This is a genomic window from Aequitasia blattaphilus, assembly GCF_024721305.1.
GTDB classification, from domain to species: domain Bacteria; phylum Bacillota; class Clostridia; order Lachnospirales; family Lachnospiraceae; genus Aequitasia; species Aequitasia blattaphila.
In genome coordinates, this window is sequence record NZ_JAMXOD010000017.1 from 19,900 (window position 1) to 39,404 (window position 19,505).

Consider the following 19,505-nt stretch of genomic DNA (forward strand, 5'->3'; position numbering starts at 1 on the left):
GCAAAAACAATGAAAGCATTAGTGGCATACGATAAAGACAAATACGTACTTGAAATGGAGTACCCCACACCAGAATGTGGACCAGACGATATCATTATTAAAACAGAGGCATGTGGAATATGTGCTGGAGATTTAAAATGCAGTCATGGTGCGGCAATGTTCTGGGGAGATGAGGTACAGCCATCATGGGTAAAACCCCCCTTTATTCCAGGACATGAGTTTTTTGGAAGAATTGTAGAAATGGGAGAAAATGTAAAGGGCTATGAGCTGGGAGATCGCATTATTGCTGATCAGATTGTTCCATGCGGAGAGTGTCGTTTTTGTAAGGATGGTCACTATTGGATGTGCCAGCCCCATAATATTTTTGGGTTTCAAAAGGAAAATAACGGTGGAATGGCAGAATATGTACGATTCCCTAAGACAGCAGTAATCAGTAGGGTTCCAGAGGAAATGAGTATTGATGACGCCTTACTTATTGAACCTTATGGATGCTCAAAACATGCGGTGGATCGAGGCAGTATTACCAATGAAGATGTAGTGGTAATATCGGGAGCTGGAACCTTGGGCTTAGGAATGGTTACCTATGCAAGAATGAAAAATCCGAAGCTGTTAATTGTTTTGGATATGGTAGAAGAAAGATTGAAAAAAGCCAAAGAGTTTGGTGCAGACATGGTATTCAATCCAGGTGAAGTTGATGTGGTAAAAGAGATTGAAGATTTAACAGAAGGTTATGGCTGTGATGTCTACATTGAAGCCACGGGACATCCCTCCAGTGTGGTACAAGGGCTTGGAATGATAAGAAAGCTGGGCAGATTTGTTGAGTTCAGTGTGTTTAGCGCACCTACCAGTGTAGACTGGTCCATTATTGGAGATCGAAAGGAATTAGACATTTTAGGAGCACATCTGAGTCCCTATGCATATCCTTTTGTAATTGAAAACATTCAAAAGGGAAATCTAAAAACCGATGGAGTAATATCCAGTAAGTTTACAATTGAAGAGTGGGAAAAAGCTTTTGAATATGCCACTGGTAAGAATGGAGATTTTAAGGTGGCGCTAGTGTTTGAATAGTGTGTATGATACAATTAGCACAGATAAATGAACGTGAAAAGCTGTGGAGGATGTAGTAATGTACCGCATATTAATAGTGGATGATGAATTCTTAGTTCGGTTAGGTCTTAAGACGACAATTGACTGGGAAGCAAATGGATATGAAGTTGTTGGAGAGGCATCCAATGGAAAAGAGGCCATGGAAATGGTTCATCGGTTAAATCCGGATATCGTGCTTGTGGATATCAAAATGCCTGTTATGGACGGATTAGAGTTTATGAAAAAAGTCCGTGAAACCAATCAAGAGGTATCCTTCATTATTCTAAGTAATTATGGTGACTTTAAGTATGCAAAAGATGCAATGAAGATGGGTGTATCTCAGTATATGCTAAAGTCAGAAATTAATGGGGAAATATTACTCAAAACTCTGGAGTCCGTTTTAACAGAAAGAGAAGTAAAAGGTGTAAGACCAGATCAGTCTGAGCAGAAAAAGAAAGAATATCTTAAAGATATTTTTTCGAAAATTCATGGAAATGGTAATTACAGATTAGAAGAGCTCAAGGCTCCGAAAGAAGGGGTTTTTAAAGAAGCCCGGTATATTACGATGAAAATGTACTGCAATGAAAGTTTTTTGAATGACAAGAGTAAGGATATGCTGCAGAACATGCTCATTTCTCTTATTGAAGACGCATTTGTTGATTCGGCAATTTTTGAAACAACGATTCAAAAAAACTTCTATGTTATGGTTGTATACCCGGTTGAACGACAACAAGATATTGAAAACTATTGCAAAGAAAAAGGCGAGTTTATTAAAAGAAAGATAAAGCACTATTTTGATGTAGCATTAAAAGGTGGAATTAGTCTGACTGGAAAAGCAGATACACTACCGGAATTATTTAAACAGGCAGAAACCTCCAGACAGTTATGCTTTTTTGGAGAAAAGAATTTTGAAATATATAATTCGTCGATGGATAGCGAAATGTCTACCGATATCAGCTACAGTGTGAGTATAGCCAAAATCTCAGAATATATGGCAAATAATGATACTGCAGGCATGAAAGAATACGTTGAAGCAGTGGTCCAGGAGTTGATTCAGGCAAGAGCCTACTTTCAAATGCGCCATGTGTTTATTGACTTTTTATCAATTGCAAAAAGCTATATCAAGCAATTGAAAGATGAAGATATGGCTACGGCACTGAAAAAGCTGGATTATGACAATTGGTATTGTTTAGATTCAGCAAGAGAGGTTTTGGACTATATCGTTGCTATTTATACGAATATAGTAGATGCAAAGAACAAATCCAGACCTGGGTACAATGCCAGCGTTCAAAAGACGATTTTATATATTGAAAAAAATTATAAGGATAATATCACGTTGGAGGATATGGCTGATTATGTAGGGATAAGTAAGAACTATCTGTCTATGCTCTTTAAACAGGAAACCGGGCAAAATCTGGTGACTTATTTAAATCAGATACGTATAGAGAAAGGAAAAAAACTTTTACAAACGACGAATTATAGGATTTATGAAGTGGCCGAGCAGGTAGGATTTGGAAGTCCTTATTATTTCAGCAAAATGTTTAAAGAAATTACAGGAATGCAGTGCAAAGAATATAGAGACGCCTTTCTAGATATCAGTAATCAAGGAGAATAAAGTGAAGGAATATTCGTTAGGTCTTTATGAGAAAGCAATGCCGAAGGAGTTATCCTGGAAGGAAAAATTAGAGGCTGCAAAAGAGGCAGGATATGACTATGTGGAAATTAGTATTGACGAAACGGAGGAAAAGATTAATCGTATCTATATGTCGAAAGAAGAACGGTTGAATATGCTGCAAAGTATGTTTGAGACAGGCATACATGTAAGGTCTATGTGTGTAAGTGCTCTGACAAAATATTCTCTGGGAAATGAGGATGAGAATATGTGCAGCCGGGGCATGGAGATTATTGAAAAATCAATTGAACTGGCAGATGATCTTGGAATCCGATTAATTATGATACCGGGCTATGATGTATATTATGACAAATCCACACCGGAAACCCAAAGAAGGTTTGGGAAAAATTTGGAAAAAGTTGTAATGATGGCGGCTTCCTACGGTGTGTTGATAGAATTGGAAACAATGGAAAATAATTTTATGAACACAGTATGGAAGGCGATGTATTATGTTAAGAAAATAGAATCGGTATATTTAGGTGTATATCCGGATTCTGGAAATATAAAAAATGCAGCGGTGGCTCTTGGAGGAGACGAGGAAGAGGATATCCGATCTGGGAAGGGGCATATCAGCTCTCTTCACCTAAAGGAAACAATGCCGGGACTTTTTCGGGAGGTTCCATATGGTACAGGCCATGTGGATTTTGAGAAAGTAATACGTGCAGCCTGGGACGTAGGGGTTCGGCGATACGTAACAGAGTTTTGGTATATTGGAGATAATAAGTGGAGAGATGACTTGAAAGCGGCAAATACCAAAATGCGGGAAATTTTAAATAGAATTCAAAGAGAACATGAGGAAGTAGTATGTTAGAAAAGCTAAAGAAAGAAGTGTATGAAGCAAATATGCTTTTGCCAGACTATAAGTTAATTACTTTTACATGGGGAAACGTTAGCGGTATTGACAGAGAAAAGAATTTGGTAGTGATAAAACCCAGTGGGATTGAGTACCATAATTTAAAACCAGAGGATATGGTTGTTTTAGATTTGGAAGGCAATCACGTGGAAGGGGAATATAATCCATCTTCAGACACAGCAACGCATCTAGAGTTGTATAGGCGATCACCTCAGATTAATGGAATTGTCCATACCCATTCACCATGGGCAACAAGTTGGGCTCAGGCCGGAAGGGAAATTCCTTGTTATGGCACAACCCATGCAGACTATATCTATGGTTCCATCCCTTGTGTACGAAATCTCACACAGGAAGAAGTGGATGAAGGATATGAGAAGAATACTGGGAAGCTGATTGTAGATAGCTTTGACAGACAGGAATTGGACTATGAAGCAGTACCGGCGGTCTTGTGTAAAAATCATGGAGTTTTTACTTGGGGAAAATCTTCTCATGAAGCGGTTCATAATGCAGTTGTTGTGGAAGAGGTGGCAAAGATGGCAGCCCGAAGCGAAATGATTAATCAAAGGATACAGCCTGCACCTCAATATTTACTGGACAAACATTATTATAGAAAGCATGGTGCGAATGCTTATTATGGCCAAGGCGGTAAGTGATTACACAATACTGGAACAAAAGAGAAGCGAAAGCTTCTCTTTTTGTGTTATGATATATAAAATGCAATAAGGAGAGTATAGAGAAATATGAATAGAGAAGAAACTGATTTCGAAGTGAGCTTGGAGGAGCGTCTATTGAAAGAGATAATTGATTTGGCAAAACAATTTGCGTTACATAAAGTGATTTTGTTTGGCTCAAGGGCAAGAGGAGATTGTTATCCAACAAGTGATATTGATCTGGCAGTTTCAGGAGGCAATATTGTAGGTTTTACGCTAGCGGTTAACGAGCAAACAGCAACGCTATTAGAGTTTGATGTTGTATCACTGGATGGAAGTATAGAGAGGGAGTTGGAGAAGGAAATTCAAAGAGAGGGGAAGATGATTTATGAAAAAATATGATAACTTTATTTCGGCTTTAATCAATTTAAAAGATATATACGATTATGAGGAACCATACAACACCGTCGTTTTAACCGGGCTTGTAGGTTTATATGAAATTTGCTTTGAACAGTCATGGAAGGCAATGAAAGAGATATTGTCTTTTAATGGTTTTGAAGAGAGCCAGACAGGCTCGCCTAGACAAATTTTGAAGCTGGCGTATAGCGTTGGAATGATTAAAGACCAAGAGAAGTGGTTGGCGGCGTTAGTGTCTAGAAACAACGTTTCTCATGCATATAATAAGTTGATTGCACAAGATATTATCAAAGCCACAAAGGATGTGTACTATAGTATGTTTATTGAGTTAAAAGAAGAGCTGGCTCAAAAATGGGTTGAATAATATTTATCTGAAAAAAGTGGAAATATATCGTAGGATAGTGGAAGTAAGGTCTGGATTCATTGTGGTATATTCACCTCATAGAAAAGTATAGCGGAGGTTGAATAAAATGAAGAAAAAAGCAATGGACGAAAAAATTGTTGTAAGACCAATTGTAGGATGCCTGACCCATTCCCACTTCTGGGAAGGACCTTGTCGCGCAGGACGTGCAGAGAACATGACCGTAGAAGCAGAAACAAAAGAGGCAGATGAGAAATTTGCAGAGGCAAAGGAGATATTAAAAGGTGTAATCGATGAAGTAGAACTTCTTAATCCAATTGATGCAAGATATGATGAAAAATTTGTAGTGGGCGAAGATGTGTTTGCACAAATTGAAGAGGACATGGATAAGGTAGACTTCTTTCTATGCATGAACTGGAGAATACCAAAGCTGGAACGGTACAAAAAACCAATCGTCATTATGCAAAATGGAAATGAAGGAATCGACTTTGCTGCATACTGCCGTAACATTGGTGTCGAAGCATATGTTGCAATGGATATGCAGGACTTAAATGAAATTGCACACATTCTCTGGGTGCGAAAAGCAGTGGCAAATACAAGGGCGTTAGTTTTAACAGCAGGCGGACAGCCAACATTTGGAATCCAAAGTCTGATAAGAGACCCGGAAGTACTACGTCAAAAATATGGATTCGAGGTAATTAAACTTCCTTTCCATGACATCTTCAAATACATGGATGAAATCACAGACGAAGAAGCAAAACCAATTGCAGATCAGTTGATTAATGGTTCCAATGATACAAAGGTAAACACCGAGTGGTTTATCAACGATATCAAATATTACCTGGCTGCAAAAAAGATGATGGATGTTTATCAGTGTAATGCTTTCTCTACTGCATGCCATGAGCTGTGTACCTCTGAGATTCCACAGAATAGAAAGTTCACTCCCTGTGTATGTCATTCCATTATGAAGGATGAAGGAATTCCAAGTGGGTGTGAAGAAGATTTGAATGCCATGATGGCAATGATGATTATGCAGTATGGTGCACATCGTCCAGCCTTTATGGGAAATCCCAATCATGAAACAGATGAATTGTTACGTATTCATCATGCAGTACCAGCTCTTTGCATGAATGGATTTGGAACCAAAAAGCTTCAATATAAATTGTGGGCATTTACTGGACAAGGCTTTGGCGGAAAGCTTCAAGTTGATTTTACAGAAAATGATGAAGACTATGTAACTTTGGGAAGATTCAATCCGGCAGGGGATACCATCTGTATTAAAAAAGGGGAAGTATTAAGATCGGAGTATGACGAAGTATATTGCAGTCCTTATTACTACATTCAAATGGATGATGTAAGAACGTATATGCATAATCTGGCGGGATTTGGACATCATCAAGTTTTGATATTTGGTGACTATATCGATATGATTAAAAAAGTAGGAAAAGTAATGGGATTTGAAGTATTGGAGGGATAGAATGATTTATTTAAATCAGGCTGCAACTTCTTATCCAAAACCACAGCGTGTGCAAATAGCACACGCTGCCTCACTATCTGCTCCTCCTGTGGGGCAGTACAGAAGCAGTCTTACAGCGGAAAAAGACATTTTTGATACGTGTAGAGAAAATTTAGGGAAGCTTTTTGGAATCGAAAAAGACAGCCGCATTTTCTTTGCTTCGGGAGCCACAGAAGCTTCGAATGTCTTGATTCATGGAATGGATTTCCTGCAAAAGCATGTGGTAACAACGGCAACGGAGCACAATAGCATTTTGCGTCCTCTTTTGAATCGGAAGGAAGGCAAAAAGTATACGACAATAGTGGGATGTGATGGAAAAGGCCGGGTAGATCCAAAGGAAATTGAGAAAGGAATCAAAGAAGATACGAAAGCAGTGTTTCTAAATCACTGTTCCAATGTTACAGGGATGATACAGGACGTGGAAGCAATCAGTCGGATTGCCCATGAAAAAGGAGTCCTTCTGATTCTTGATGCATCGCAAAGCGCAGGCTGTATCCCGATTAATGTGGATGAGTGGGGAGTTGATGGACTTATCTTTACCGGACACAAAAGCTTGTTTGGAAGTCAGGGAATGGGAGGTTATTATCTCCGGGAGGAGATTGCATTAAAGCCTCTTCTCTATGGAGGCACAGGACTGGACAGCAGCCGGATTATCTATTATGAGCCTCCCTATGAATACGAGGTGGGTACGCAGAATACTCCGGGAATCATTGCATTAAATGAAGGGGTTTCCTATGTGTTGGAGCGTGGAATTGAAAATATTAAAATCAAAGAGCAGGGGCTGCTTAGGGAGATTTACGAAAGACTCGCTATCATAGAAGAAATCACCTTGTATGGAAGCCATCAGACAAACAAAGGTCCTGTACTGAGTTTTAATATCAATGGACTAAACCCATCGGATGTTGCTTATATTCTTCAAAATGGATACAATATTGTAATCCGGGCAGGTTTACACTGTGCACCTTTAATTCATCAATACATTGGAAGTGAAGCAAAGGGTACTTGTCGAGTGAGCATTTCAGATCTCACAACGGAGGATGATGTGGAAGCTTTTTTAAGCGCAATAAAAGATATTGTAAGGAGCATGGGGTGACGTATGAAAGTAATTGGAAAAACAGAATCAAAAGAACGGTGTACGGAAGCAGGATGGTATGCGTATGATATTTTGCTGGATGAAGACATAGACGAAGAATTTATCAAGAACCTGAAAAGGTTCGGTTCACTGCTTTATATGCCAATGCTTAAGAAACCTTTCTTTAAGGTTGAGTCTTCTAACTATTTACTAAAGGGGATGAAGGGGGAACCTTTCTTTCGGCTGGCCATCCATAAAGACTACGAGGAGTTGGTGGAGAATATTGTCCAAGATATTAATGGTTAAAAAGTGACAAAAACTTGGAAGAATCTTACATGTAGTTTTGGGAGAAGAGTTGGTATGATGGAAAAAACCACAAAGGGAGGAACGAGATATGAAGAAAAGAATTGTTGCGGTATGTATGATTCTTTCCATGACCGCCGCTGTAATTGCAGGATGCAGCAATAAGAGCGGGGAAGCAGATAATGGAGAGAAAAAGGACAGCAAAAAGGGAAAGACGATTTCGATTATGGCAAGTCAGGACTGGGTATATGATGCAGAGATGGAGCTAGGCAAGCAATTTGAAGAAGAGACGGGGATAAAGGTTGATTATCAGATTGTACCGGCAGATCAGTATTATAATCTTTTGATGACAAAGCTAAACAGTGGGGAAGGTCCGGATATATTCGGTGGACAATCCGGAAGCTTTGACTTAGTATCTCAGTACAAAATTCAGGATAATGCGATGGATTTATCCGATCAACCATGGGTAGAGTACTATGATGAATTTGCGAAGGAGCAAACTTCTGTAGACGGGAAGGTGTATGGAGCAACCTTCTATGACACTACAACAGACTATTACATTGTATATAATAAGAAGCTGTTTCAAGAAAACAATCTAGAAGTACCAAAGAGCTTCTCTGAATTTGAAAGCGCTTGTCAGACTCTTTTAGATGCAGGGATTACTCCATTCTATCAACCGGTTGGGGATGGGTGGCATCACGTAATGTGGTTCTGTGAAATCGGTGGAAAATACGAGGAACTGGTTCCCAATATTGTAGATGATTTAAATAACAATAAAACAACCTTCGCCGAAACCAATGAATTCAAGAAAGTATTAGAGCAAGTAAATGGTTTGGCACAAAAGGGATATTTCGGAGACAATTATCTATCTGACGAATTTTCAGATATGGGTACTTACCTGGGCAGTGGTGAATTTGCAATGAGTGCCTGTAAAGCAGGAGCAATAGCCGAAATTGTCGCAGCGTCAGAGGGGGCTTATACAGAAGAGGATTTTGGATTCTTCCTTTATCCTGTACTGGATAATGACGTATTAAATGAGCATCCTTGTGGACCATCCAGATTTATTTATTCTGGATCTGAAAATGCAGAGGAAGCAAAGCAGTACCTTGAGTATATTACGAAAAAAGATAGCATACAATCTATGATTGATAATGAACCAAGAGTTGAAAACCTCCCTTACGATGCAGGACAAACTCCGGCATACAGTGAAGAGACCGAAAAGTTCTTAGAATCCTTCGACAAAAGAGGAGTGGTTTTTCAGGATTCAATTAAGTACTTAAATCCTCAATGGATGGAAATTGGACAAGACATGGTATCCATGTTTATTGAAGATATGACACCGGAACAAGTGTTAAAAGGAATTGATGACAGAAGAGCAACACAGGCGGAAGCAGCAGGTGATGAAGCCTGGTAAGATAGGAAAAGGCGTTTCACATTATATATTTGATGTGAAGCGCCTTTTTAAATTAACTATTTTTTGCGGTCTGTTCTTTGCGGTAGCAGGTGGGGTTTACACCGGTAAGCTTCCGAAAGGTCTTACTGAAATGGAACTGGTCAGGATAGCCCACCTTTTCCCCTACCTTTTGTATTGGTAAGGAGGTATTAATCAGGAGATGCTTTGCCTCATTAATTCTTATGTTCGTGAGATATTTAAGGGGAGATTCTCCAATGTACCGATTGAAGAGTTTTGTCAGATAGGCGGAACTAAATCCCATGTTGATGGATACGGTTGAAAAATCAATTGCTTCCATATAATGTTCCCGTAGATAAAGAGCAGCATATTCTACGATTCGCTGGGTATCACGCCCCAAGGATACATCTTCTTCAATCGAGAAGGAATCATCCAGGTGAACCCGTACTTTGTTGAGACAATCTTCTAACTCCTCTGGATTTAATGGCTTTAGCAAATATTCAAATACATGATATTTCAATGCTTTTCTGGCATACTCAAAGTCTGCATATCCACTCATAATAATGGTTAAAATATGAGGAAAGCGTTCATGAATCGTCTGGGCAAGAGTCAAACCATCCATAAGGGGCATGCGGATATCGGTAATGACCACATGGACATTTTCATGATTTAAAAAATCAATAGCCTCAACACCATTTGAACTTTTTCCGACGACCTTAAAGCAAGTTTCCAGGGAGTTAATATGCCGCTCTAAGGATTTTAAAATAAGCGGTTCATCTTCTACAAGAAGGATATTGTAATTACTGATTTTCTTCATAAGGTCCCCCTATTCTGACAACGGCACCACCGTTCTCTAAATTTCCAAAATCAAATACAAAGTCAATGCCATACAAAAGATATAAGCGGATAAAAACATTTAGAATCCCCATTCCATCAAGCTCAAGGCTTGGAAGTAAGCCGTTGGCTAATATCTCATCCATCTTTTTCCGTAATCGAAGGGAAGTATTATCATCAAATCCGGGTCCGTTATCCTTTACATCCACATACCAGAATCCATCCTTTATCTCTCCTTCAATAGAGATGTGCCAGGGAGGGAGCGTTTCGGATGTGAACTTACAGGCATTTTCAACCAGAAGCTGAATACAGAGCTTTGGAACCTGTAAATCTAAGATGTCATCACACACATGGAAGGAATAGGAAAGGATATCGGCGTAGCGCAGCTTTATGCATTTTAAATATAATTCGCAATGTTCCAATTCCTCTTCCAGAGAAGAGGTCTGTTCCTTATTGGAGGAGATATAGCGGAGAATAGAGGTAATATCTCGACTCATCTGAATCGTCTCCGGGTATAACCCTTCTTCAATCATTGCACTAATGGTATTCAGTGAATTGTAGAGAAAGTGGGGATTCATCTGTGATTGAAAAGCAAGCATCTGTGCCTGAAGTTCCTGTTCTTTTAGAAGCATCATTGAGTTCATGCTTTCTTGTCGGAAGGTAAGAGAATCATTCAACGCATTTTTAAGCTTTTCAATCTCAATAATATGGGAGTCCTCTAATGCAATCTCCTCAAAGTGCTCATTAAACTCAGGCCGTTGCAGTTGACGGTAAATGTTTTTAATCGGAGCACTTAATCGTTTGGAAAGTATTTTTGAAATAAAGTAACAAGCAGCCACTCCGGAAATTAATATGATCAAAATAGGCAATAATTTCTGATAAATTGTAGAGAAAAACTCTCTGGAGGGAATTGCTGTAACTACAGTGAGGTCTGAATAATCTGTTGTTGCATAGTAAAGCTGACAATCCTCCTGTTCTTTGGAGGGGTCAAGGGGAAAAACAATCTTCTTGTTTTCGTCATATATGGTTACATTAATAGGATAGTTGGTTTCAGGTTCATAAGCACGGTGGAAGAGAATATCATAATACTTCAATACTTCTACGTAGCCTTTGGGGGTATGGTAGTCACCGTAAAACATGCGAACCAGGGAAAAATAATACCGATTCTCATTGGTTCCAACTCCTTCGGAATAAATCTGGTTTTTCCGGGCTCCGGGATAATAACGAAGACCTTGCGCCTTTGTGGCTGCATCAAACCAGGGAAGCTTGTCTACATTTGTCTGAAGAGAACCGGTATAATTTCCGGCACCAAATCCTTCTCCATCTGTATTAAAAACGTTAATCTGACGGATAGAAGTATCAACACCACGAATTGATATAAGGACATTGGACAGCTCATTCCGAAAAAGACTGATTTCGTAGGAAGATGAGTCAGCACTGTTCATGTAATTCGAAAAGCTATCTTTCATGGAAGTGGAATTAATGGTATTGAGACAGACCGTATCCAGTTGTTGGAGTTGTAAGTCGATGTCTTTAGCTATGGCGTTACAGGTGCGCTGCATTTCACTTTCTAAGAAGTTCTTCTGACTGGTATATTCCATAAGAGAAAAGACGCAGGTAAAAAGCACGATAAGAAAAACCATGCTTACAAGCAAGGTGGATTTCAAAATGCTTTGAATGCTTTTGGGTCCTTTTGCCATCATGTTTCCTCCTGTTTTATTCATAGATAAAGTATACCATATTCAAAAATATCTATGGGTGAATGGTTAAAAATATACATAAAGTGGAATGGGAATTGCATGTAAATTAAGGGATGGCAGAGGTAGAATTGATTCAAATATAAGAAATGGGAGGAATGGAAATTGAAAAAATCGAAACTTTATCCATGGTACTTTGCTCTGGGAGCAATCTTGCTCTATACGGCTCTGTGTGTGGTGCCGGGAATTATTGGAATTGGATATTCCTTTACGGATTGGTCAGCATATTCCAAAGAGGTGAATTTTGTGGGGCTGGATAACTTTAAAAAAGTGTTTAGTGCAGACGATAATTACTTGGGATATATCAAAAACACGTTATTGTTTACCGGTGTAACGACGGTGGCGAAAACGGGACTGGGATTACTTTTAGCGTTGGCTCTCAGCCGAAATGTAAAGGCAAAGAACTTTCATAGAGGTGTTATGTATATGCCCTCCGTTCTTTCTGTTTTAATTGTGGGCTTGGTATTTACTTCCATTTTAAATCCCAAAACAGGATTTTTAAATGAATTATTAAGAGGGATAGGATTAGAATCTTTCACACAAAAATGGCTTACCGACCCAGCAATTGCATTTGGGTCTGTGATGGGAGTGGATATTTGGAGAGGAACGGGATATATTATGACCATTCTGATTGTAGGAATCCTTGCAATACCAAATGTTTACTATGAAGCTGCAAGTATTGATGGGGCAAGTGGGTTTCAGAAGTTTAAGAGCATTACTTTTCCAATGCTTAAGCCCACTCTTGCCGTGACAATCGTGTTAAATGTTTTATACGGATTGAAGGTCTTTGATTTGGTCTATGTTTTGACGAATGGAGGACCGGGGCACAAAACAGAAGTAATGTACACGGCTGTGTTCAAACAATTCTCTCAAGGCCTCTATGCCGAGGGAACAACAATCAGTTCCGTAATGTTTGTGTTTATGGTGATAATTGGTTTCTTTATGATTAAAATACTGACGAAGGATGAGGTGGTCGAATAATGAATGCAAGACATAAAAAGATTGTAAACTATGGACTTAAGAATATTTTAGCATGGATTATTTCATTGATTATGCTTATTCCATTAACACTGATTGTAATCAATGCATTTAAACCGGCAGAGGAATGTTTTACCATGACATTTGCCTTGCCAAAGAACATTACACTAGAAAACTTTTCTACTGTTATTGAAAAAGGAAAGCTGGGAAGAAGTTTTTTGAATAGTTTGGTTTATGCCAGCAGTGCAACGGTTATTACCGTAATATTAGGCTCAATGGCGGCCTATGTTTTTTCCAGAAGACGTGGAAAAGCAATGAATGCCATATACATGTATCTTGTTTTGGGGATTGTAATACCGATTAATTATGTGGCACTGATGAAGGTAATGCAGGTGACCCATTTGAATAATACAATGCCGGGGATTATTTTGCTGTATGGAGCGATTCAATTGCCCTTTACGGTATTTCTCCTTTATGGGTTTGTATCAAAGATTCCCACAGATTTGGATGAGGCGGCGATTATCGATGGGTGTGGTCCGATTCGTTTGTTCTTTAATATTATTTTACCCCTCTTAAAGCCGAGTCTGATTACGGCAGCAGTCCTATGTTTTTTGAATACGTGGAATGAGTTTGTAATGCCACTTTATTTTTTGAATTCTTCTGAAAAATGGCCGATGACTTTAGCAATTTACAATTTCTTCGGACAGTTTGAAAAGAGCTGGAATCTAATCTGTGCGGATATCCTTCTTACGTGTCTGCCGGTAATTGCGATGTATATTATTTGCCAGAAGTATATTGTAGGCGGATCAACTGCCGGTGCTGTGAAGGGTTAGGTGAAGTATGAAAATAAAAATAGATACGTTAAAGGGAAGCTTTCGTTTATATGGGGTGCAGGAAAATATCATCCGCTGTGTCTGTACAAAGAGAGAAGAAGAGGATTTGTCACCAATCGGAATTGAAAGAGGCGAAGGGGTACCACTGATGGTACAGGAAGAGGAAGAGAAATTCTATGTGCAGACGAAAAGAATTTTTCTGGAAATCGAGAAAGCGACTGGAATCTTCACATGGAAGGAGAAAGGTTCCGGGAAAATGCTTCTTGAGGAAGATGGAAAAGAACTAAGAGAAATCCCTCTGGCAGTGTATACCACAGGAGGAGAAGAGCCGGATATTGAAACGGTACAGACGGTAGACGGTGAACGAAACTTCGTGAGGAATTTAAGAGAAGAAATAAAGGGAAGTATTTATAAAGGGAAACTCAAATTCAAGTTTCAAGAGGAGGAATCGATTCACGGATTGGGACAAGGAGAAGAAGGGATTTATAATTATAGAGGAAAAACGCAGTACCTCTATCAACATAATATGCGAATCCCTATGCCTTTTTTTGTATCATCTAATCAATATGGAATTCTTTTTGATACTACAAGTTTGATGTATTTTAATGATGATGAAAGAGGGAGCTATATGTATCTGGATGCCATCCGTCAGTTAGATTACTACTTTATTGCAGGGACGGAGATGGATGAAGTGATTGCAGGATACCGGGAACTTACAGGAAGGGCTTCTATGCTGCCCAAGTATGCTTTTGGTTATGTGCAGTCCAAAGAAGCTTATCACACGCAGAAAGAAGTTCTTGAGGTGGCAGCAGAGTATCGAAAGAGAAATATCCCTCTTGATTTAATCGTTCAGGATTGGAACACATGGGAGGAGGGGAAATGGGGAAATAAAAAAGTTGATAAAGAACGTTATCCCAACTTAAGTGAGATGAATCAAAAGCTTCATGACATGAATGTGCACTCTATGGTTTCTGTTTGGCCAAATACGAATTCGGGAACCGAAAATTATGCCCAGATGAAAAAGGCAGGATGTCTTTTGAATGACCTGTCAACCTATGATGCTTTTAAGGAAGAAGGGAGAACTCTTTATTGGCAACAGGCAAACGAAGAACTTTTTAGCGGAGGCTTTGATGCATGGTGGTGTGATTCTACGGAGCCATTTTCAGGTCCGGACTGGAATGGAGAGTTTTTAAGAGAACCCTGGGAACGTTTTCAATTGGTAGGAGAAGAGCATAAGAAGTTTCTGGGGACAGAAAAGGCAAACTTTTATGCCACACTTCATAGCAAAGGAATATATGAGAATCAAAGAAAAGAAAAGAAAGAGAAACGAGTGCTAAATTTAACAAGATCTGGCTACGCTTCCATTCAAAAATACGGTGCTGTTCTTTGGTCTGGGGATATCACTGCAACATGGGACACCCTTCAAAGGCAAATAAGGGAAGGTCTTAATATGGCAATGAGTGGGATTCCTTATTGGACACTGGACGTAGGAGGTTTTTTTACAGTACATGAAAAGTGGAAAAACAGAGGCTGCAATTGTAATACGGATTCTACACCTAAGTGGTTTTGGCAGGGAGACTATGAAGAAGGAGTTGCCGATCCGGCCTATCGTGAATTGTATGTGCGATGGTTAGGATATGCTCTATTTCTTCCGATGTTTCGTTCTCACGGTACAGATACACCGCGGGAAATCTGGAACTTTGGTGAGAAGGGTGATCTGTTTTACGATTCCATAGCATCCATTATCAGAATGAGATATCGATTGATGCCTTATATTTACTCTTTGGCAGGAGGAGTACATTTCAATCATGAGACCATGCTTCGCAGTTTACTTTTTGATTTTCCTCACGACAAAGAGGCGGCACAAAGAAGCGATACTTTTTTGCTGGGACGAAATATTTTGGTTTGTCCAGTTACAAAATCACTAGAAAAAGATGAAAAATGGGAATGTTATCTCCCAAAGAGCTGTCAATGGACCCATCTTTTCACGGGAGAGAAGTACGAGGGAGGACAGGTGATTTCGGTATCCGCTCCTTTGGGACAGGTTCCGGCATTTGTAAGAAGTGGAGCAATCCTTCCGATGGAGGTGGGATTGACTTATGCAACGGAAAAAGTGGATACACCCTTTGAAATTCACATCTATGAGGGGGCGGACGCAGAGTTTTTATACTATGAGGATGCTGGGGACGGGTACGCGTATGAAGAGGGCATCTACAATGCAATACCAATGAAATGGAATGATGCCGAGAGTATTCTTACAATTGGGGAAGCAAAGCATCGATTTGAAAATGGACTAGTAAATAGGAAGTGTGTAGCAATCTTAAAGGAAGCGAAAAGTGAGTTTATTTATCAGGGAGAGGCGATAGACGTATGCTTGTAAAAGATCAAAAGGAGCTGCCGAAGGAATTTCCGGTAGAGATACAGCGGTATAAGGAAAAGAGAAGAAAGATGCAGGTGACACCAATTTCTCATTGGCATGATTTTATGGAAATTACTTATATCGAAAAGGGAGAGGCAACTTATTACGTAAACGGAAATGCTTATTTCGTTTCATCGGGAGATATGATTATATTTAATCATATGGAGTCTCATTACTGGGAGCTTGAAGCAGAGGAGTTGGAGTTGATGATTCTGACTTTTTCACCAAGAATTATAAACGAGAGTATGAATGCGATGGATTTGGAATATCTTATCCCTTTTTTGAAACGAGGAAGTAATTTTAAGAACAAAATTTCCAAGGAAGAACCTTTTGTGTCGGAAATGAAGGTGATGATGGAGGAGATTTTGGAAGAATTCATTCTTCAGCAGCCTGGAAGCTCTCTTATGATTAAGGCAGATATTTTAAGGCTTCTTACGATTATGGTGCGTCATTACCGGCAGGTTCAAGGAGGCACAAAGAAGGATGCAGGGGAAGACATACACCGAATAGAGCAGGCGATTTGTTACATTCGAAATAATTATGAAAATAAAGTGACCCTGGAAGAAGTGGCATCTTTAGTCTGCATGTCTCCCAACTACTTTTCAGGCTTTTTCAAGAAGACGATGGGTCAGAATTTCCAGGAATACGTGACCGGCCTGCGGATGGAGAAGGCAAAAGAATTATTGAAAGAAACAAACTACAATATATTGGATATCTCTCAAAGATGTGGCGTATCCAGTATTGCTAATTTTTATAAGCTGTACCGCAAAATTTTTGGGATTGCGCCGGGAGCAGAGCGACAATAGTATAGGATTTTAGAATGATAAGGAAGGAGTATAACTCTTTCCTTATTTTAGTGTAATAAAACGAAATATATGAAAAAAAAACCAAATAGAAAAAAATAAAGAATATATGGATAAAATAATTTGTTGACATTACTATGAAGATAGAATATATTTAAAAAGTGACGGATAAAATTTGCAGAATATATGATATACAAAGAGTATTGAAGGAAATTTTTTGTTTTGAGAGAGGAGAAAAAGGATGAAGAGAGTATGGTCGGCAGTAGTCATTACGCTATGCTTTAGTATGCTATTGGCGTCTGGGTTAAAGGAACCTGCAGCAGAGGCAAAAGAAATATTAAAGCTTGCAGTGGTGAACTTGGATGAAGGAATTGTGACAGGTGGGGTGTTACAAAATTATGGCAGCAGCCTTTTAAATCTTTTAGGAAAGGACATCAGTGTAACTGGGCTGGAGGATGCAAGAAGAGGAACCGAAGAGGGGAGTTATCTGGGTTATCTGATTATTCCAAATACCTTTTCGAGTCATGTGAATTCGCTGAATACAAAGCCGGAGAAATCCAATCTTACCTATGCAATCGCACCAACACTTCATGGAGAAGAAAGAGAAGAAGCAATTGCCGAGGTATATGAGATCTATCAATCTTTTAGTAGAAACTTAAGTCAGGTTTATACCTCCTCAATACTAAAAGAAGTTCATCAAATTCAAGATTCCTCCAGTGCGTTGATGGCACGAGATCAAAGAGATTTGGACACGTTAGACGGAATTAGGGGATATGATTTAAGAGACACCATAGTGATTCCCGTAATGGAGCGTGTAGATAAGAATATTCCACCGCTGAACTTAGAGACCTATTATGCAAAGAGTCAAAGTGATGTGGATCAGATTGATGCTTCCTATGAAAAATTTTTAAGGGAAGGGAATATGGGAGTGGATGAAATCCGGAAGCTTTCCGAGGTGACGACAGGAACATTAAACGATGTAGAAGCGCGTCTCAGTAATTTACAAGGCGAGGTTGGAACGCTGCCAGATAGTTTTGCAGACACCAGCGAAGAAGAGAAGGTAAAGCTTGAAAGTCTGTCTCAGGAAGCAAAAACTGATATATCCTCTTATAATGCTAATGTCTTGGCGAAGAATACAGAGATTAAAAAAGAGCAGGACAAAGCAGATGTACAGATCCAGAACTATAAGACTCTTATTGAAGAGCTGGAAACAGATTTTCAAGTGACGGATGAAGAGGGGACGAGACTGGAGGCCTATTCAAAAGGACAGATGGAAGAGCATCAGGAAAACTGGATTGAAGAGACCGATAAAATCACAGAATATGTAGATGCAGTAACCGCCTATAAAGATGCAGTAGAGGATTATGAGAAGAGCGTAAAGGCTTATCAGGCTTCGATTGAAGCTTATCAAGTAAATATGGGTATCTATCAGGCCGAATTGGACACTTATCAGGCCGATTTAGAAGCGGCCATTGTAAATCGGTTAATGGATAATTACGAAGTGTTTGCAGACGAGCCAGAGGAAACGAGAGAAGACGCTATAGAATACTATGTGTTAGGTACTGATGCTATTGGTTGGCCAGTGATGCCAAGCATCCCGGAAATTCCGAAACCAACAGATGAGTATGGAAGTGAGATTGAAGCACCAACAGAAGTGCACGAAGTACCACCAGAACCAATTACACCTCCAGATGTGCCGGCAAGTATAGAAATAAATATAACGAAACCAACAATGGAAAGTCTTCCTAGCTGGCCAGGAGCACAGGTCCGTGTAAAAGAGGACGAACTAAGTGGGAAAATTGATGGCGTTGTAAATTATGGAGTCGAAATTGGAAATAATGGAAGAAGCACTTTGGCGGCATTAACACCACAGATTCAAAATGTAAAGACAAAAGAAAATGAATTGGCGGAAGGGTTTGATAACCAGAAGGAAAGTTACAATGTATTAACTGGGAATTTGGAGAAATTCGATTTGCTTTCTTACATAGACAGTAGTGAAATTAATGGACACATGAGCAGCTTGAATGGAAATCAGGGAGATATGGAAAAAGCCATTGGAGAGCAAAACAAAGAATATGAAACTTATGTTTCAGCTGTGTTAACAAGTACAGGTGACCAGGTCACGAAGCTTCAGGAGAATATCCGTGAAGGGCAAGAGAAATCAGAAGAAAAGTTAGAGGATGGTTTAGCAGGAGCGAAAGCTTCCAGAAAAGAGAGCAATCGAGCGAATAGTATTGTTCTCAGTGATTTTACCACGCGCTTTCCCTATTCCCGAATCGGTGAAATCGAGAACAAGGAAGTCTATGATTTTATAGCAGAACCTGTTGTGCTTATCAATCAATCAGAGAGTCAGGATGTACCGAAAGAAGTAGAGAAGAAATCGATGGGTGCCGCAACTGGAACAAGTACTGGAAACCAAGTACAGGAAGGCCAAAGCAACACGTTACTTATACTATTGGCTGTGGCTGTAGCACTCATTTTGATGGGTGGGGGGATTTATAAAATCAGCAAGAAACCAAAGGAAAATGAAGAATTTTAAT

At 39.4% G+C, this 19,505-nt stretch carries 17 protein-coding genes; 15 read left to right on the forward strand and 2 right to left on the reverse strand.

The features are described 5' to 3' along the window. The first annotated feature begins 9 nt into the window (after positions 1–9). The 10 genes from NHH15_RS11570 to NHH15_RS11615 all read left to right on the forward strand — a co-directional run bounded on the left by NHH15_RS11570 (position 10) and on the right by NHH15_RS11615 (position 9,344). The gene (locus tag NHH15_RS11570; protein WP_262066881.1) at positions 10–1,068 is read left to right on the forward strand and encodes an alcohol dehydrogenase catalytic domain-containing protein; all 1,059 of its coding nucleotides are present in this window, start codon (positions 10–12) and stop codon (positions 1,066–1,068) included. Between the two features lie 58 nt (positions 1,069–1,126). Beyond that, entirely contained in the window at positions 1,127–2,701 is a 1,575-nt protein-coding gene (locus NHH15_RS11575; RefSeq protein WP_262066834.1) for a response regulator transcription factor, read from the forward strand. A 1-nt stretch (position 2,702) separates the two neighbouring features. Next, positions 2,703–3,569, forward strand: coding sequence for an L-ribulose-5-phosphate 3-epimerase (locus NHH15_RS11580; RefSeq protein ID WP_262066835.1), 867 nt, complete (start codon positions 2,703–2,705; stop codon positions 3,567–3,569). Further along, complete coding sequence (locus tag NHH15_RS11585; protein WP_262066836.1) at positions 3,563–4,264, forward strand: L-ribulose-5-phosphate 4-epimerase; 702 nt, start codon at positions 3,563–3,565, stop codon at positions 4,262–4,264. Before NHH15_RS11580 ends, NHH15_RS11585 begins: the two co-directional genes overlap by 7 nt. 87 nt (positions 4,265–4,351) lie before the next feature. Beyond that, complete coding sequence (locus tag NHH15_RS11590) at positions 4,352–4,663, forward strand: nucleotidyltransferase family protein (protein ID WP_262066837.1); 312 nt, start codon at positions 4,352–4,354, stop codon at positions 4,661–4,663. Further along, a complete protein-coding gene (locus NHH15_RS11595) occupies positions 4,650–5,042 on the forward strand; it encodes an HI0074 family nucleotidyltransferase substrate-binding subunit (RefSeq protein ID WP_262066838.1) in 393 nt (130 codons plus the stop codon). Before NHH15_RS11590 ends, NHH15_RS11595 begins: the two co-directional genes overlap by 14 nt. 106 nt (positions 5,043–5,148) lie before the next feature. Next, positions 5,149–6,516, forward strand: a complete 1,368-nt coding sequence (locus tag NHH15_RS11600; protein ID WP_262066839.1) for a hypothetical protein — start codon at positions 5,149–5,151, stop codon at positions 6,514–6,516. A 1-nt stretch (position 6,517) separates the two neighbouring features. Further along, on the forward strand, positions 6,518–7,648 hold the full coding sequence (locus tag NHH15_RS11605; RefSeq protein ID WP_262066840.1) for an aminotransferase class V-fold PLP-dependent enzyme: 1,131 nt from the start codon (positions 6,518–6,520) through the stop codon (positions 7,646–7,648). A 3-nt stretch (positions 7,649–7,651) separates the two neighbouring features. Continuing rightward, positions 7,652–7,933: a hypothetical protein gene (locus NHH15_RS11610; protein ID WP_262066841.1), complete on the forward strand. Its 282-nt coding sequence runs from the start codon at positions 7,652–7,654 to the stop codon at positions 7,931–7,933. An 88-nt stretch (positions 7,934–8,021) separates the two neighbouring features. Next, a complete protein-coding gene (locus NHH15_RS11615) occupies positions 8,022–9,344 on the forward strand; it encodes an ABC transporter substrate-binding protein (protein ID WP_262066842.1) in 1,323 nt (440 codons plus the stop codon). Between the two features lie 52 nt (positions 9,345–9,396). On the opposite strand, the gene NHH15_RS11620 is transcribed toward NHH15_RS11615, so the two are convergent. Both NHH15_RS11620 and NHH15_RS11625 read right to left on the reverse strand, forming a co-directional pair. Then, entirely contained in the window at positions 9,397–10,158 is a 762-nt protein-coding gene (locus tag NHH15_RS11620) for a response regulator transcription factor (protein WP_262066843.1), read from the reverse strand. After that, positions 10,142–11,878 carry a sensor histidine kinase gene (locus NHH15_RS11625; protein WP_262066844.1) on the reverse strand — a complete coding sequence of 579 codons (1,737 nt, stop codon included), beginning with the start codon at positions 11,876–11,878 and terminating at the stop codon, positions 10,142–10,144. The genes NHH15_RS11620 and NHH15_RS11625 overlap by 17 nt, the downstream gene beginning before the upstream one ends. A gap of 159 nt (positions 11,879–12,037) precedes the next feature. Here NHH15_RS11625 and NHH15_RS11630 point away from each other — a divergent pair, with 159 nt between their 5' ends. The 5 genes from NHH15_RS11630 to NHH15_RS11650 all read left to right on the forward strand — a co-directional run bounded on the left by NHH15_RS11630 (position 12,038) and on the right by NHH15_RS11650 (position 19,504). Further along, entirely contained in the window at positions 12,038–12,913 is an 876-nt protein-coding gene (locus NHH15_RS11630) for a carbohydrate ABC transporter permease (RefSeq protein WP_262066845.1), read from the forward strand. Next, complete coding sequence (locus NHH15_RS11635) at positions 12,913–13,743, forward strand: carbohydrate ABC transporter permease (protein ID WP_262066846.1); 831 nt, start codon at positions 12,913–12,915, stop codon at positions 13,741–13,743. Before NHH15_RS11630 ends, NHH15_RS11635 begins: the two co-directional genes overlap by 1 nt. A gap of 7 nt (positions 13,744–13,750) precedes the next feature. Further along, a complete protein-coding gene (locus tag NHH15_RS11640) occupies positions 13,751–16,123 on the forward strand; it encodes a glycoside hydrolase family 31 protein (RefSeq protein WP_262066847.1) in 2,373 nt (790 codons plus the stop codon). Then, positions 16,114–16,968, forward strand: a complete 855-nt coding sequence (locus NHH15_RS11645; RefSeq protein ID WP_262066848.1) for an AraC family transcriptional regulator — start codon at positions 16,114–16,116, stop codon at positions 16,966–16,968. The genes NHH15_RS11640 and NHH15_RS11645 overlap by 10 nt, the downstream gene beginning before the upstream one ends. A 238-nt stretch (positions 16,969–17,206) precedes the next feature. Further along, positions 17,207–19,504, forward strand: coding sequence for a YhgE/Pip domain-containing protein (locus NHH15_RS11650; RefSeq protein ID WP_262066849.1), 2,298 nt, complete (start codon positions 17,207–17,209; stop codon positions 19,502–19,504). Position 19,505 lies beyond the last annotated feature (1 nt).

What these genes read in the sequence shown, in the direction of transcription:
- NHH15_RS11625 (WP_262066844.1), bottom strand. Translation starts at nt 11,878, where the DNA reads ATGATGGCAAAAGGACCCAAAAGCATTCAAAGCATTTTGAAATCCACC.
- NHH15_RS11605 (WP_262066840.1), top strand. Translation starts at nt 6,518, where the DNA reads ATGATTTATTTAAATCAGGCTGCAACTTCTTATCCAAAACCACAGCGT.
- NHH15_RS11650 (WP_262066849.1), top strand. Translation starts at nt 17,207, where the DNA reads ATGAAGAGAGTATGGTCGGCAGTAGTCATTACGCTATGCTTTAGTATG.
- NHH15_RS11635 (WP_262066846.1), top strand. Translation starts at nt 12,913, where the DNA reads ATGAATGCAAGACATAAAAAGATTGTAAACTATGGACTTAAGAATATT.
- NHH15_RS11645 (WP_262066848.1), top strand. Translation starts at nt 16,114, where the DNA reads ATGCTTGTAAAAGATCAAAAGGAGCTGCCGAAGGAATTTCCGGTAGAG.
- NHH15_RS11640 (WP_262066847.1), top strand. Translation starts at nt 13,751, where the DNA reads ATGAAAATAAAAATAGATACGTTAAAGGGAAGCTTTCGTTTATATGGG.
- NHH15_RS11585 (WP_262066836.1), top strand. Translation starts at nt 3,563, where the DNA reads ATGTTAGAAAAGCTAAAGAAAGAAGTGTATGAAGCAAATATGCTTTTG.
- NHH15_RS11590 (WP_262066837.1), top strand. Translation starts at nt 4,352, where the DNA reads ATGAATAGAGAAGAAACTGATTTCGAAGTGAGCTTGGAGGAGCGTCTA.
- NHH15_RS11600 (WP_262066839.1), top strand. Translation starts at nt 5,149, where the DNA reads ATGAAGAAAAAAGCAATGGACGAAAAAATTGTTGTAAGACCAATTGTA.
- NHH15_RS11570 (WP_262066881.1), top strand. Translation starts at nt 10, where the DNA reads ATGAAAGCATTAGTGGCATACGATAAAGACAAATACGTACTTGAAATG.
- NHH15_RS11615 (WP_262066842.1), top strand. Translation starts at nt 8,022, where the DNA reads ATGAAGAAAAGAATTGTTGCGGTATGTATGATTCTTTCCATGACCGCC.
- NHH15_RS11620 (WP_262066843.1), bottom strand. Translation starts at nt 10,158, where the DNA reads ATGAAGAAAATCAGTAATTACAATATCCTTCTTGTAGAAGATGAACCG.
- NHH15_RS11595 (WP_262066838.1), top strand. Translation starts at nt 4,650, where the DNA reads ATGAAAAAATATGATAACTTTATTTCGGCTTTAATCAATTTAAAAGAT.
- NHH15_RS11575 (WP_262066834.1), top strand. Translation starts at nt 1,127, where the DNA reads ATGTACCGCATATTAATAGTGGATGATGAATTCTTAGTTCGGTTAGGT.
- NHH15_RS11610 (WP_262066841.1), top strand. Translation starts at nt 7,652, where the DNA reads ATGAAAGTAATTGGAAAAACAGAATCAAAAGAACGGTGTACGGAAGCA.